The sequence below is a fragment of the Chitinophaga sp. 180180018-3 genome (assembly GCF_037893185.1).
In the GTDB taxonomy this organism is placed as follows: domain Bacteria; phylum Bacteroidota; class Bacteroidia; order Chitinophagales; family Chitinophagaceae; genus Chitinophaga.
Genome location: NZ_CP140772.1, coordinates 6827511 through 6841955, shown reverse-complemented (window position 1 = coordinate 6841955; position 14445 = coordinate 6827511). Strand labels below are relative to the sequence as shown.

The window sequence follows — 14445 nt, the reverse complement described above, 5'->3', positions numbered from 1 at the left end:
TAATTTTATACGCCTGCTCTTTCCTGGAGCAGCTGTTTTACCATCTCTTCCAGTTCCTTCACACGTTTTTCAAGGTCCGGCAAATTTCTAAAAATTGCCTGACTTTTCAGCGAACTTTTATAATCATAAGCCGGAGAGCCGGTTAATGATGTATTGGGCGTGGTAATAGATTTGGATAAACCGCTCTGGGCGTTAATCTTAGTACCGTCAGCAATATGGATATGACCTACCATACCCACCTGGCCTCCGATCACGCAGTTCTGACCGATCTTGGTACTACCGGAAACGCCGGTCTGGGCTGCAATTACAGTATTAATACCTATGTCTACGTTGTGTGCTACCTGGATAAGATTATCCAGCTTAACCCCCTGCTGTATTACCGTGCTGCCCATGGTAGCGCGGTCGATAGTAGTATTGGCGCCTATTTCCACATCATCGTGGATAACCACATTACCGATCTGGGGAACCTTTTTATAAGAGCCATCCGGCTGAGGCGCGAAGCCAAAGCCATCGCCGCCGATCACACAGCCGGCGTGAAGCACTACGCGTGAACCTACAATACAGTTGTCGTAAACTTTTACGCCAGGATATAATACAGAATCATTGTTAACGATCACGTTGTCCCCCAGGTATACGCCCGGATGGATCTTCACATTATTTCCCAGCACTACATTTTCACCGAGATAAGCAAATGCCCCCACGAAAACATTTTCACCCATTTTCACCGATTTGGGAACATAAGACGGCTGCTGAATGCCAGACTTATTACCAGTCAGGTACCGGTATTGTTCCAGCAACAGTGCAAAGCTGCTGTAAGCATCTTTTACCCTGATCAGGGTGGATTTAATGGGACGTTCGATTACAAGGCTCTCATTCACAATCAGAATGGATGCATTTGTAGTATATATGAATTCTTCATATTTAGGATTGGCTATGAAACTGAGCATGCCCTCACCGGCCTCTTCAATCTTGGCGATGTTGCTCACCTTTACATCCGGATTTCCCTCCAGCTTCCCATCTAACATGGTAGCTAATTGTAATGCGCTAAACTGCATAGTTTAAAATTGTAATGTTTCCCAGGCAACACCGGATAGTATAAACTTTTTCTGTGACATTTTATTCCTTACAAAACGTTGTTAGCCTGAATTTTTGGATGACAAATGTAGAATTTTTTTACCGGTATCGCCAGCGTATGGCTAATCAGTGCGTTGTCTATTGAGGAAATGTCTTTTACAGTTCCGTCTTTAAAAAGAATATTGATCTTCTCGTCATTAACATTATAAGCCCTCAAAGTAGCGGCCCCGGTAAATACGAAATAATCCAGATCTGCCTCGCTGATACCAAAATGTTGTTTTACCTGCTCTTTTAATAAATCCGATGCGCTCTCATCAAACGGCTGATTACTTAATACGACTTTAAATAAGTTTCTGTTTATTAACCATTTACATAAAAGCGAGAGTACTTTGTCTTCATGCGTAGTCCATACTTTTATAGCACCCAGTATATCATAATCGTCCAGTTGGCAGAATAATTCTAAACAATCCGGTCCACATTCGAAGGTATTCCGGTTAACAGTATTATACAGGAAATATGCCAGTGCTGGAGAACAGAATAATTCTTTTCCCTCCTGCGCCAGGAATTTAGCCCTGGCAAGCACTTTCACAAGCATATTTTCTGCACTCAGTACCGTTTTATGAAGATACACCTGCCAGTACATCAGGCGTCGGGCTATGACAAATTTCTCAATGGAATAAATGCCTTTCTCCTCCACCATCAATTCTCCATTGTGTACGATCAGCATCTTAATGATGCGGTCGTATCCGATGGTACCTTCGGCTACACCTGTATAGAAGCTGTCGCGGTTCAGGTAATCCATCCGGTCTACATCTAACTGGCTGGAAACCAGTTGATGAAGGAATTTTTTATGATAGCGTCCGTTAAAAATATCGAGTGTCAGCGTCAATGCCCCATTCATCTCCTTATTCAGGCGTTCCATCAGCCATTGGGAAATCTCTTCGTGAGACACTCCCTCAATGATACCATTCTCCAATGCGTGGGAATAAGGGCCATGGCCAATGTCGTGCAGGAGGATAGCCAGTTTGGCGGCTACCTCTTCTTCAGGGGTAATATCGGTGCCTTTACTGCGCAGCTCCTGTAAAGCCATGCTCATCAGGTGATAGGCTCCCATGCTATGATGAAACCGCGTATGCATAGCACCAGGATACACCAGGTGAGCCATTGCCATCTGATGTATGCGGCGAAGCCGCTGGTAATATGGATGTGAAATGAGGTTAAAAATCAACGGGTGATCTATGGTAATAAAGCCATACACCGGATCATTAACAATTTTTCGCTTGCGTTCGGTCATTGCATTTAATTATTCGATTCCGGACGGGATAGCCACGTCAGAATCCCTGGTGCCATTATGCAAAACTACACCTTGAATTGATTATATGTAATTTTTTTACTAATAATGACGCCCCACGTCCACTAAACCCCTATTACAGTAAAAAACAATTGGTAGGTTACAGGTAATTAAATGAATTGATGCGAAGTTAAATAACTTTATCAGGCTGTGCGTTTTTTTTCGTCCTCATTTTCCCCGATTTCGTCGTTTTTAACATATAATTACTGGCCTTTACAAAGCTCTTCGAAAGAGATTTTTAACATTTAATTACCGCTATCCGCCTCCCGGGGAATGATATTTGCCGGAAAAATGGGGTAATTTCCTTTTTTATGGATGCTTAAACCGAACTATGAACCAGATAAATATACTTTGGGTAGACGATGAAATAGATTCCCTCAAGTCTCAGATCATTTTCCTGGAAAATAAAGGCTATAAGGTATCGGCACTGACCAATGGGTATGATGCCCTGGAGTTTTTGAAAGAACAGGTGGTAGATGTGGTATTGCTGGATGAATCCATGCCTGGTATTACCGGCCTGGAAACCCTGGGGAAGATAAAAGAAATAGATCAGCAGATACCGGTAGTAATGATCACCAAGAATGAAGCAGAAAATGTGATGGATGACGCTATCGGGTCGCAGATCACCGATTACCTGATCAAACCCGTGAATCCCAATCAGGTGCTGTTATCCCTTAAAAAGATCATCGATAACAAAAGACTGGTGGCCGAAAAAACCACCATCGCATACCAGCAGGAGTTCCGCAGTCTTTTTATGGCCCTGAGCTCCAACCCTGATTACAATGAGTGGATGGATATTTACAAGAAGCTGGTATACTGGGAAATGGAAATGGCCAAAACCAACAGCCCGGAAATGCTGGAAGTATTGAATGCACAGAAAACAGAGGCCAATAGCGAGTTCTCCAAGTTCATTACCCGTAATTACAGCGACTGGCTACATCCGAAGACACAGGATGCGCCGGTAATGTCGCACACCCTTTTCCGCGACAAGGTGGTTCCCAACCTGGATCCGAATGTGCCCAATGTATTTCTGCTCATCGATAACCTGCGATACGATCAGTGGAAGGCAATTCTTCCGATCCTGCAGGAATCATTCCGGCTGGTGGAAGAAGGCTCTTTTTTCTCTATACTGCCTACCAGCACCCAGTATAGCCGTAATGCCATCTTCGCCGGTATGCTCCCGGTGGATATAGAACACAAGTTTCCACAGGAATGGAAAAACGATGATGAGGAAGGAGGAAAAAACCTGTTCGAAGAGCATTTTTTTGCCGCACAATTAAGGCAGCTGAAAATGGATACCCGGTTTTCTTATACCAAAGTAACTAATCACGCCGATGCACAAACGATGCTTAATAATATCCACAATATGCTGGATTATTCCCTGAGCGTGATTGTATATAATTTTGTGGACATGCTCAGTCATGCCCGCACGGAAATGGAAGTGCTGAAAGAACTGGCCGGTGATGAAGCATCCTATCGTTCCATTACTGCCAGCTGGTTTGAACACAGCCCGCTGTACCAGGCGCTGAAACGTATCAGCGATAAAAAGTTCAACCTGATTATCGCTACCGATCATGGCAGTGTAAGGGTGAAAACGCCGGTAAAGGTGATCGGCGACAAACAAACCACCACCAACCTGCGCTACAAACATGGCCGTAATCTGAACTACGATCCAAAAGAAGTGCTGGCATTCCGCGATCCGCGTGATGCCGGACTGCCCAAGCCCAACGTAAATTCTTCCTATATCTTTGCCAAAGGCGACGGGTATCTCTGTTATCCAAATAACTACAATTATTTCGTCAACTACTATCGCAATACTTTCCAGCATGGAGGTATATCACTCGAAGAGATGATTGTTCCCTTCGCCCGCATGGAAAGCCGGAACAGTCTTTAGTTACCGGCTTTTAGCTGCCGGCAGCATCAGCATACCCTGTTCTTCGCTGCTGGCAGCTAAAGGCTGGCCGCTTTTTCTTATTTTTGTGACATGAATATCAAAATCACTCCAAACAACCTGGCCAAGCTGGAAAAAATCTTTGAAGATGCGAAGTATCAGCTGCGCTTCGAGAAAGGTAGTTTCAACTCAGGTTACTGTATTCTGGAACATAAGAAGGTGGTAGTGATCAATAAATTCCTGAACCTGGAGGGACGTATAAATACCCTTATTGATATATTAACCACCCTGCCGCTGGAAGAAGAAATGCTCACAGCGGAATCACATAAGCTGTATAAACAAATACAGCAGGATAAACCCGTTCCGGAAACCGGGGAAGAAGCGGCGGGAACCGGAGAAATAGCAGAATAGATGAAATAGCAGAATAGATATTAACTGTCAAAAGAAAAGTCGGGATGAAAGTTACATTCCTTGGAACAGGTACATCGCAGGGAGTTCCGGTCATAGCGTGTGGTTGCCAGGTTTGCACGTCAGCAGATCACAAAGACAAGCGGCTCAGAAGTAGTATATTAATTTCCTCGCCTGCGGGCAATATTGTAGTGGATACCACGCCGGACTTCCGCTACCAGATGCTGCGGGAGAAAGTCGGACATCTGGAGGCCGTGCTCATCACCCATTCCCATAAAGATCATATTGCGGGTATGGACGATATCCGTGCTTTCAATTATTTTCAGCAGAGTGCTATCAATATCTACGCCACCGAGTTTTCTCAGGGAGTGATAAAAAGGGAATTCGCGTATGCATTTGCTGATTACAAGTACCCCGGGATACCGGAAATAAATCTCCAAACCATTGCTGATAAACCGTTTGAGGTAAACGGGCTGACCATTACCCCCGTGCATGTTATGCATCATGAGATGCCGGTGCTGGGATTCCGTATACATGACTTTACCTATATTACCGACGCAAATTATATCGCCCCGGAGGAAAAAGACAAGATCCGTGGTTCGAAGATCCTGGTGCTGAACGCCCTGCGGAGGGAAAAACATATTTCCCATTTTACGCTGGATGAAGCCGTGGCATTAGGAAAAGAACTGCAAGTGCCCCAGGTATACCTGACGCATATCAGCCACCAGTTGGGCTTGCATGCGGAAGTGTCGGTGGAGCTACCGGCAGGAACGGCGCTGGCCTACGATGGGCTTACATTGGAAATTTAGCCCCGTTTTATTTTCATTAACACGCTTGCATTTATACCTCCCTACATTTGTGATAAATGTTGTTAACCCATGTGGAAGCCTTTCCTGCGCGAATGGTTGCGCTTTTCCCATAAAGAACAAACAGGGATAGTGATACTGGTGGTGCTGATGATCATAACGATCTATATTCCGGAGATGCTCTTTTATTTCCGCCGGGAGCCGGATGTACCAGCCAACGATCTGGCGGCGGCTGTACGTGCTTTTGAAGCAACGGCAGTTGCCCCCGTGAAGCATGCTTTTTTCTATTTTAATCCGAATACTATTACAGCGCAGGAATGGCAACAGCTGGGAGTGAGTGCGCGAACGTCAGAAAGTATAAGGAAATACATTGCCAAAGGAGGCCGCTTTCGCCGTGCGGCTGATCTGGAGAAGATCTACGGCCTTACGCCTGAACTGTGTAAGACCCTGCAGCCCTGGGTGCGTATTAATGATCCCGTAGGTAGTAATGGTTACGGAAGATGGGAACGCGACGTTGGATCTAATAATACGGAGAATGGCAGGGTTTTTTCGTATAAGCGCCGGGGTTATACCGGTGAAAAACAGTTGGGTAGCGGTGGTAGATGGGAATCCCGCGGAGTCAAGGACAGGCGGGAGCGGGAGAGGCGGGTATATGGCCTTTGGAAAGCGAATCCGGAGAAAGGAAACGAAGGTACAGGAAGGTTACCCTACCACCGGGATAGTGTAAGGAGCTATGTTCCGGGAGTAGCTTACCGGAAGAAAACAGGCGTGGTAATCGATATCAATGCAGCAGATAGCATGCTGTGGCAGCAGTTGCCGGGAATAGGACCGGGGTTGGCCCGGCGGATTATCACATTCCGGGACCGTTTAGGGGGCTTCTATTCAGCCGAACAGATAGGGGAATGTTATGGATTGCCTGATTCCGTATTTCAAAAAATTCAACCTTTTCTGAAGATCGGTGACAGTTCTCTAAAAAAAATGGACCTAAATCTTACAGATGAAAAATCTTTGGCGGCTCACCCATATATACGCTATAAACTGGCGCGTCTTATAGTACAGTATCGTAGTAGCCATGCGGGTTTCAGAGAGATAAAAGAGCTTCGCATGCTGCCGTTGGTGGATGAGATTATTTATCGTAAAATTGAACATTACATGGAGATCAAACATTAAATCCACACGTTTATGAATTTCGCGCCTACGGAAATGCAACAACAGATTGCACAAATGATCCGGGATTTCGGAAAAAACAACATTCAGCCTCACGTGATGGAATGGGATGAGCATCAGGAGTTTCCCGTACAGCTGTTTAAGAAACTGGGAGAACTGGGCCTTATGGGAGTACTGGTACCTCAGGAATACGGCGGAAGCGGATTGGGATATCTGGAGTACGTTACCGTGATCAGTGAAATTGCTCGTATATGCGGTGCCGTTGGATTGAGTGTAGCGGCGCATAACTCCTTATGCACAGGGCATATATTGCAGTTCGGTAACGATGAGCAGAAACACCGTTATCTTCCAAAACTGGCTACAGCAGAATGGATAGGAGCCTGGGGCTTAACCGAGCCCAATACCGGTTCAGATGCCATGAATATGAAATGCGTAGCGCACAGGGATGGAAACGACTGGGTGATCAATGGTACCAAATGCTGGATCACGCATGGTAAGAGCTGTGATGTAGCAGTAGTGATAGCCCGTACCGGCAACGTACGTGACAGTCATGGGATGACCACATTTGTGGTGGAGAAAGGCACACCTGGATTCAGTGGTGGCAAGAAAGAAAATAAACTAGGCATGCGGGCTTCCGAAACGGCCGAAATGATATTTGACAACTGCCGCATACCGGCTGGCAACATGCTTGGTGAAGAAGGCGACGGATTTATCCAGGCTATGAAGGTGCTGGATGGAGGCAGGATCTCTATCGCCGCCCTTTCACTCGGTATTGCTAAAGGAGCATTGGACGCCGCGCTGAAGTATTCCAAAGAACGTCACCAGTTCGATCAGCCTATTGCAGCTTTCCAGGGAATTTCATTTAAGCTGGCAGATATGGCCACAGAAATTGAGGCGGCTGAGCTCCTGACTATGCAGGCAGCAGATATGAAAAACCGCAAGGTTAAAATGACCCAGCAGGCGGCAATGGCCAAATATTATGCGTCCGAAGTTGCGGTGAGAGTAGCTACAGAAGCTGTGCAGATTTTCGGAGGGTACGGCTATACGAAAGATTTTCCGGTGGAGAAGTTTTATCGTGATGCAAAATTATGTACAATCGGAGAAGGTACTTCTGAAATCCAGAAAATAGTGATTGCCAGAGAAGCGTTAAGGTAGAAATAACGATTTTGCAGTTGATAGGTAATTTTATAAAATAGTTAGAATTTGTTTAATATGTTATTTTCTAATTGATAAGCTATTCTCTTTTTTTTCAAATTTTTTTAATATTAACCCTTTAGTGTTATTGAATATTGCAAAAGGAACGTTAAATTTGGGTTAATTCATCACTCTTTACCGTTTATCAACCTTAACACAAAAATCTAGTACGATTTGAAACACATTTACGCAATGAGAAGCACCCTGTAATACGGGTGCTTTTCTATACCAGGAAAGCTGGTTGTTTTGCGAATGTTGATGTAGAATGAAAACAGACAGGAATAAGAATAACCTGTAATACCACGTTGTGAATTCCCTCAAATTTCTTTTTTACCGGAGTCTGTAATGTTTATCCCTTTACTTTCCTTCCTGGACCCCTTTTTATTTTACTGATATTAGGTCTGCATCGCATTGGGCCGGTGGAACCTGGTAATTGCCATTTAAGACTCATTAGATGGCCGAAATAATCGTTTTTTCCTTGTCGGGGTATAAGTGGCTGAATCTGATTTATAGACGCCATAATAGCTTTTAAAGCCTCTTTTGTGTATTACGTATTGGGCAGCTTTTAAGAGTCATAGTCTCCATAATAGCTTTCAAAGATATGTCGGGCATTGATTGTTAGTTGATGGGTTGGATTACAAACCTGATAACGCTGCTATTACTATTGTTGAAGGAAAATAGTTGTTCTTAATCGAGGGGTAGAGGTGAACCAGCCTGGATCTGAAACATCAATGACCAGAATAAATCTGCTTTACGCGATGCAGGTAGAGGTAAACCAGCCTGGATCTGAAAAGGGTATGGAACGGTCACAGCTGACCATCCTGCACGGGTAGGGGTAAACCAGCCTGAATCTGAAACTGCCAAAAAAACAACGGGCTTCCCGTTTCCGGAAAGCCCACTGCTCAATTTCTTTGACCTATTTTTTTTCGCCTTTATTGTGCAGGAAGTCCGAAATTTTTTCTTTCGCATCTTCTGCCCAATCCTCTGCCTTCTCTTTCACATTATCAAGAAAATCACCTGCCTGATCCATCAGACCGGCTTTCTTTTCACCCTCTTTTCCGGACATACCGGCAAACCAGTTATCCACAGTACCGGCGATAAAAGGAGGTAGTTTACCTTTCACATATTCTTTGATCACATCAATAGACTGTGCGGCCTGTTCGGCAGTAAGTCCTGCTTTTTCCTGTAATTGCTGAATGAGTTCCTGCATAAATAGAGGTTTTATCGTTAGAAACAGTGACAAAGGGATGTTTAGGCTACTTTCAGCTTAACAAGTGTAGACTGTTCCAGTTTCGCCTGTGCATATTCCCTGGTAAGGTGGAATACGGATTCATTGGAAGATGGCAGCTCGTACATAGCATCGCTCAGTACCACTTCGCAGATAGAACGTAATCCGCGGGCGCCAAGTTTATATTCCATGGCTTTATCCACGATGTAGTCTACTGCTTCTTCATCTACCTGCAGGTCGATGTTTTCTACTTTGAACAGTTTCTTGTATTGTTTCACCAGCGCATTCTTAGGCTGGGTTAAAATAGCTTTCAGCGTATCCCTGTCCAGTGAATTCAGGTAAGTAACCACCGGCAGACGTCCCAGTAATTCCGGGATCAGGCCGAATGATTTAAGATCCTGTGAGTTTACATAGCGCAGGATCTGCTTTCTGTTTTCTTCTTCTTTCTCTTTATTGACAGTAAAGCCGATAGAATGGGTTTGGACTCTTCTGCTGATGATCCTTTCCACGCCATCGAATGCTCCGCCACATATAAAGAGGATATTCTGTGTGTTCAGTTTGATTAGTTTCTGTTCGGGGTGTTTCCGTCCGCCCTGAGGAGGTACCAGCACTTCTGTACCTTCCAGCAGTTTCAGCAGACCCTGTTGTACGCCTTCGCCGCTCACATCACGGGTGATGGAAGGATTATCGCTTTTACGGGCAATTTTATCTATCTCATCGATATATACGATACCACGTTCGGCGGCTTCCACATCGTAGTTACAAACCTGCAGCAGACGGCTGAGGATACTTTCCACGTCTTCACCCACGTATCCGGCTTCTGTGAATACGGTAGCATCCACAATAGCGAACGGAACATTCAGCTGTTTGGCGATTGATTTTGCCAGCAGGGTCTTACCGGTACCGGTTTCTCCTACCATGATGATGTTAGATTTTTCAATCTCTACTTCATCTTCACCCACTTGTTGGTTAAGTCTTTTGTAATGGTTATATACGGCAACTGCCAGTATTTTCTTTGCATCATCCTGGCCAATTACGTAGTCATCCAGGAACTTCTTTATGTCTACCGGTTTAGACACTTTAGGTGCGAAGTGGGTAGCAACAGCTGCAGCTCTCTTGCTGGGAGTGAACAACTCCTGGTCAATTATTTCCTGCGCGTTGGCTACACAGTTTTCACAAATATGCCCTTCTGCGCCGGCTATCAGTATCTGCACTTCTTCCTTGGAGCGACTACAAAAAGAGCAACGAATTTTTGATTCTTTCATTTCGGAATAGATTATTTTTCTACGAAACTAATATCTGTTCAGGGTTACAAATCTACACTAAATAGGCGAAAGGATAAAGTCCGGCTTAAAGCCACCGTAGCGAAGACTATAGCGATTTTCCATATATATTTCGCCATAATCTTCGCTACGATAGCTTTTTTACCAGAATATATTAAGCTTTAGGCTCTTCCAGGTTCTTTTTTGGATTTTTCTGCAGTACGTCGTCGATGATGCCATATTCCTTAGCTTCATCAGCAGTCATCCAGTAGTCGCGGTCAGAGTCTTTTTCAACTTTTTTCACCGGTTGTCCGCAGTGTCCGGCAATGATTTCGTTGAGTTCTTTCTTCAGTTTCACGAACTCACGGGCAGTGATTTCGATATCTGAAGTCTGGCCCTCAGCACCGCCATGAGGCTGGTGGATCATTACACGGGCATGTTTCAATGCAGTACGCTTTCCTTTGGTACCCGCTACCAGCAGTACAGCGCCGAAAGAGGCGGCCATACCGGTACAGATAGTAGCTACATCAGGAGAGATGATCTGCATGGTATCATAAATACCCAGGCCTGCGTAAACGCTTCCACCGGGGCTATTGATGTACATCTGGATATCACGGTTGCGGTCGGAAGATTCAAGGAACAGCAACTGCGCAGTAATAACGTTTGCTACGTAGTCGTTAACCGGATCTCCGAGAAAAATAATACGATCAGCCATCAACCTGGAGAAAACGTCCATCTGTGTCATATTCATCTGGCGTTCTTCGAGGATGTAGGGAGTCAGACTGTTAACCTGGTGGCTTTTAGCGTAGCTGTCTACAACCAGGCTGCTTATCCCGCGGTGCTTGATGGCATATTTTCTGAATTCGTCATTAATGTTCATGATGGTGATGTTTATGAGGTAAATTAACAAAATCTTCTGCTTTGATTTCCTCTTCTTTCACGTTCACCTTTGTTTCAGCCCAGTCAAACAACTTGGTAGTGATCATTTCACGATAAGTCTGGTCTACGAATTTTTCGTCCTGTAACAGGCGTTCCAGGTAGCTGTCTAACCATTCTGCTCCATCTGCAGCTGCACCACCGTAATAACCCAATACTTTCTGTTTGGCGTTTTCTTTCAGTTCATCGAAAGAAACATCCAGTTTATTTTCTTTAACCAGTTTGTCGCTGATCAGTGTCCAACGTAATTGATGGTCGAAACCAGGGAATTCTTTTGTCGCTTCTTCTTCGGTTTTTGGTTTTTCACCACCTACCTGCAGCCAGCGGATGAGGAAGTCCTTTGGTAATTCCATCGCTGTTTCGTGTACCAGTACTTCAAACAGATCGTTGTGAAGATGGTTACGGCTTTCGGAATTCCAGTAAGTGCCAATTTCTTCTTTCAGTTTGGCGCGGAAAGCTTCTTCCGTAGTAATGTCTTGTCCGGGATATACTTCTTTGAAGAATTCTTCATTGAGCTCCCTTTTTTCAATCAGACTAACCTTAGTGATGGTCAGCTTGAAATATTTCTTGGCAATATCTTTATCAGCCGCATCGAGGCCCAGATCCTTCATGATCCAGCCCAGGCGCTGCTCGTCAAATGAAGTAGACAACTGTAATACAATGCTGTCTTCCGCTTTTTTGCCTTGCAGTTCAGCCTGTACAGCAGGTGAAAAGTATTTAATCAGTAATGCGTTTTCTTTTTCGATACCTCCTTCTGTGATGTTACCTTTCTTATCTGATTCTTCGAATTTAACGTTAATAACGTTGTCTTCTGATGTAATAGTTTCAGGTTCGGTAGTTTTACCACCTTTCAGTTGCAAGCGGTTTACCTCGTCGTTTACCATGTCGTCGGTAACAGTTACTTTATAACGGGTAAGGGTAGTCTTGTTCTTTTCGAGGGGAGTAACTTCGAAGGCCGGTTTCAGGCCGATCTCAAATTCGAAGGAGTAATCAGTTGGTTGATTGAAATCAAGATCTTTTGCTTGTTTTTCCAGAGACAAAGGCTGCCCGAAAATCTCCAGTTTTTCGTTCTGTACATAACCCATCAGTTCACGCTCTACAGTTTTCAGAACTTCGTCACCAAAGATAGCAGCGCCGTGCATCTTCTTAACCATGCCTGCGGGTACCATTCCTTTACGGAAACCGGGAATGTTGGCACTTTTGCTGAATTGTTTTACTGCCTTGTCAAAATTTGGAAGATAATCATCCTGACTCACTTTCACAGTGATCTTATCGTTCAATAAACCAATGTTTTCTCTCGTAACGGTTGCCATAATTGAATTTGTATAAAGTGTTCTTTAAGAAGCAATAATGATTCCTTGTTTGTATTTTCTGCCATGAAGTCACAACGGCAAGCAGGAATGGCAGGAAACCCTTTCTGGATAAAATTAAGTGAAATGTTGTCTGAATAAGACAAAGGTGACAATGAAAGTGAGGGGGAGCATAGCATTATCACATTGCCATATTGACACATTGCCACATAAAATTATATGTGCGGGTGATAGGACTCGAACCTACATGCCGTGAAGCACCAGATCCTAAGTCTGGCGTGTCTACCAATTTCACCACACCCGCATAAAAAAAAGAACTTTCTTGCTTTGCATCCCTGTCAACCTCCGGCCCAGGGCCTATACATAACAAGAGCTGCCTTTTTAGGGCAAAAAGGATTGCAAAGGTATCATTTTTTGCGAATTAACAAAATCATTTATAGGATATCCCGGCAACTTCCCCGCGGCTCCGCCCCCCTATTTTTTAAAAAATCAGAATTAAGCAGTTAACTTGTAGAACATTTTTTGTAAAAGTTTATCTGATGCCATGGCTAAAACCTTTTTTGAAGAGCTCAACAGTCCTAACGCTACCGGCGTAGCCTACAAGAATATCAACCTTAAAAAAGCCGCTCTGGCTTATTTTGCTAATTCGGGGAATGCCACTATTGCAGATCTGTGTAAGGAGCTTAATCTCAGTACACCTAAAGTAACTAACCTCGTGAATGACCTGATCGGCGACGGGCTGGTCATGGATTACGGAAAAATTGAATCCACCGGCGGTCGTAAACCTAATCTCTATGGGTTGGTGCCGGATTCCGCCTTCTTTATCGGGGTGGATGTAAAACAGGATCATCTCAACCTCGGCCTGTCCGACCTGCACAAAAACCTGGTCAATACTGTTGAAGGATTGCCTTACCAGCTGGATAACACACAGAACTCCCTGGATCAGCTTTGCCAGCTGATTAACGGTTTCATCGACGGGCTAACCGTGCCACGTGAAAAGATTCTGGGAATAGGTATCAATATCGCCGGCCGCATCAATTTTACTTCTGGTTATAACTACAGTTTATTTCATTTTGGAGATGAGCCACTGAGCAAGGTGATCGGGGATAAGGTCGGGATCCGGGTGTTCCTGGAAAACGACTCCCGGGCTATGGCTTATGGTGAATTCTGCTCCGACCTGGTGAACGGAGAGAAAAATGTACTTTTTCTGAACCTGGATTACGGCATCGGTATGGGAGTATTGATCAATGGAGAGCTGTATTACGGCAAATCGGGCTACAGTGGTGAGGTCGGACATATTCCAATGTTTGACAACGAGATCATTTGTCATTGCGGAAAGAAAGGATGTCTGGAAACGGAAGCTTCCGGCTGGGCACTTGTTAATATGTTCCGGCAGAAACTGGCTACCGGCTCTTCTTCCATGTTGTCTCGCACCCATCAGTCACCCGACGATATCCACCTGCATGATATTATAGAGGCGGCTAATAACGACGACATGCTGGCCATTGAACTGATTGCCAGGGTAGGGGAAAACCTCGGTCGGGGAGTTGCGCTGCTGATGAATATATTCAATCCTGAACTGGTGATACTGGGTGGCGCATTGGCGGCTACACAGGATCATATCCGCCTTCCCATTAAGAGTGCTATGAAGAAGTATTCGCTGAGTCTGGTAAGTAACGATTCTAAACTGAAAATGTCACGTCTGGGCGAAAGTGCAGGCATTATCGGAGCCTGTTTGCTGGTAAGAAATAAAGTATTGATTAGTTAGGAATTATTTAACTTTAAATGCTACCTGAATTCCATTTCTTTACCCAAAAA

The 14445-nt window shown here is 44.5% G+C and carries 12 protein-coding genes and 1 tRNA gene; 6 read left to right on the top strand and 7 right to left on the bottom strand.

All coding sequences use genetic code 11. The features are described 5' to 3' along the window. Positions 1-5 precede the first annotated feature (5 nt). Positions 6-1055, bottom strand: coding sequence for a UDP-3-O-(3-hydroxymyristoyl)glucosamine N-acyltransferase (lpxD, locus tag UNH61_RS26845; protein WP_326995081.1), 1050 nt, complete (start codon positions 1053-1055; stop codon positions 6-8). A gap of 68 nt (positions 1056-1123) precedes the next feature. Continuing rightward, positions 1124-2368 (bottom strand): HD domain-containing protein, encoded by a 1245-nt coding sequence (locus tag UNH61_RS26840; RefSeq protein WP_326995080.1) that lies wholly within the window; start codon positions 2366-2368, stop codon positions 1124-1126. A 388-nt stretch (positions 2369-2756) separates the two neighbouring features. Here UNH61_RS26840 and UNH61_RS26835 point away from each other — a divergent pair, with 388 nt between their 5' ends. From UNH61_RS26835 to UNH61_RS26815, 5 genes are all read left to right on the top strand, one after another. Next, positions 2757-4319 (top strand): response regulator, encoded by a 1563-nt coding sequence (locus UNH61_RS26835; RefSeq protein WP_326995079.1) that lies wholly within the window; start codon positions 2757-2759, stop codon positions 4317-4319. A gap of 90 nt (positions 4320-4409) precedes the next feature. Continuing rightward, positions 4410-4727, top strand: coding sequence for a hypothetical protein (locus UNH61_RS26830; RefSeq protein ID WP_326995078.1), 318 nt, complete (start codon positions 4410-4412; stop codon positions 4725-4727). A gap of 44 nt (positions 4728-4771) precedes the next feature. Further along, positions 4772-5533, top strand: coding sequence for an MBL fold metallo-hydrolase (locus UNH61_RS26825; protein WP_326995077.1), 762 nt, complete (start codon positions 4772-4774; stop codon positions 5531-5533). A gap of 69 nt (positions 5534-5602) precedes the next feature. Beyond that, entirely contained in the window at positions 5603-6700 is a 1098-nt protein-coding gene (locus UNH61_RS26820; RefSeq protein ID WP_326995076.1) for a helix-hairpin-helix domain-containing protein, read from the top strand. Between the two features lie 12 nt (positions 6701-6712). After that, positions 6713-7852, top strand: a complete 1140-nt coding sequence (locus UNH61_RS26815) for an acyl-CoA dehydrogenase (RefSeq protein WP_326995075.1) — start codon at positions 6713-6715, stop codon at positions 7850-7852. Between the two features lie 955 nt (positions 7853-8807). On the opposite strand, the gene UNH61_RS26810 is transcribed toward UNH61_RS26815, so the two are convergent. The 5 genes from UNH61_RS26810 to UNH61_RS26790 all read right to left on the bottom strand — a co-directional run bounded on the left by UNH61_RS26810 (position 8808) and on the right by UNH61_RS26790 (position 12931). Further along, the gene (locus tag UNH61_RS26810) at positions 8808-9101 is read right to left on the bottom strand and encodes a hypothetical protein (RefSeq protein ID WP_326995074.1); all 294 of its coding nucleotides are present in this window, start codon (positions 9099-9101) and stop codon (positions 8808-8810) included. A 41-nt stretch (positions 9102-9142) separates the two neighbouring features. Continuing rightward, complete coding sequence (clpX, locus tag UNH61_RS26805; protein ID WP_326995073.1) at positions 9143-10384, bottom strand: ATP-dependent Clp protease ATP-binding subunit ClpX; 1242 nt, start codon at positions 10382-10384, stop codon at positions 9143-9145. A 172-nt stretch (positions 10385-10556) separates the two neighbouring features. Further along, positions 10557-11261 (bottom strand): ATP-dependent Clp endopeptidase proteolytic subunit ClpP, encoded by a 705-nt coding sequence (gene clpP / locus UNH61_RS26800; RefSeq protein WP_326995072.1) that lies wholly within the window; start codon positions 11259-11261, stop codon positions 10557-10559. Next, a complete protein-coding gene (locus UNH61_RS26795; RefSeq protein WP_326995071.1) occupies positions 11251-12630 on the bottom strand; it encodes a trigger factor in 1380 nt (459 codons plus the stop codon). The genes clpP and UNH61_RS26795 overlap by 11 nt, the downstream gene beginning before the upstream one ends. Positions 12631-12849: 219 nt before the next feature. Then, a tRNA-Leu gene (locus UNH61_RS26790) sits at positions 12850-12931 on the bottom strand. Positions 12932-13171: 240 nt separating this feature from the next. Here UNH61_RS26790 and UNH61_RS26785 point away from each other — a divergent pair. Next, on the top strand, positions 13172-14395 hold the full coding sequence (locus UNH61_RS26785) for an ROK family transcriptional regulator (protein ID WP_326995070.1): 1224 nt from the start codon (positions 13172-13174) through the stop codon (positions 14393-14395). Positions 14396-14445: the final 50 nt, after the last annotated feature.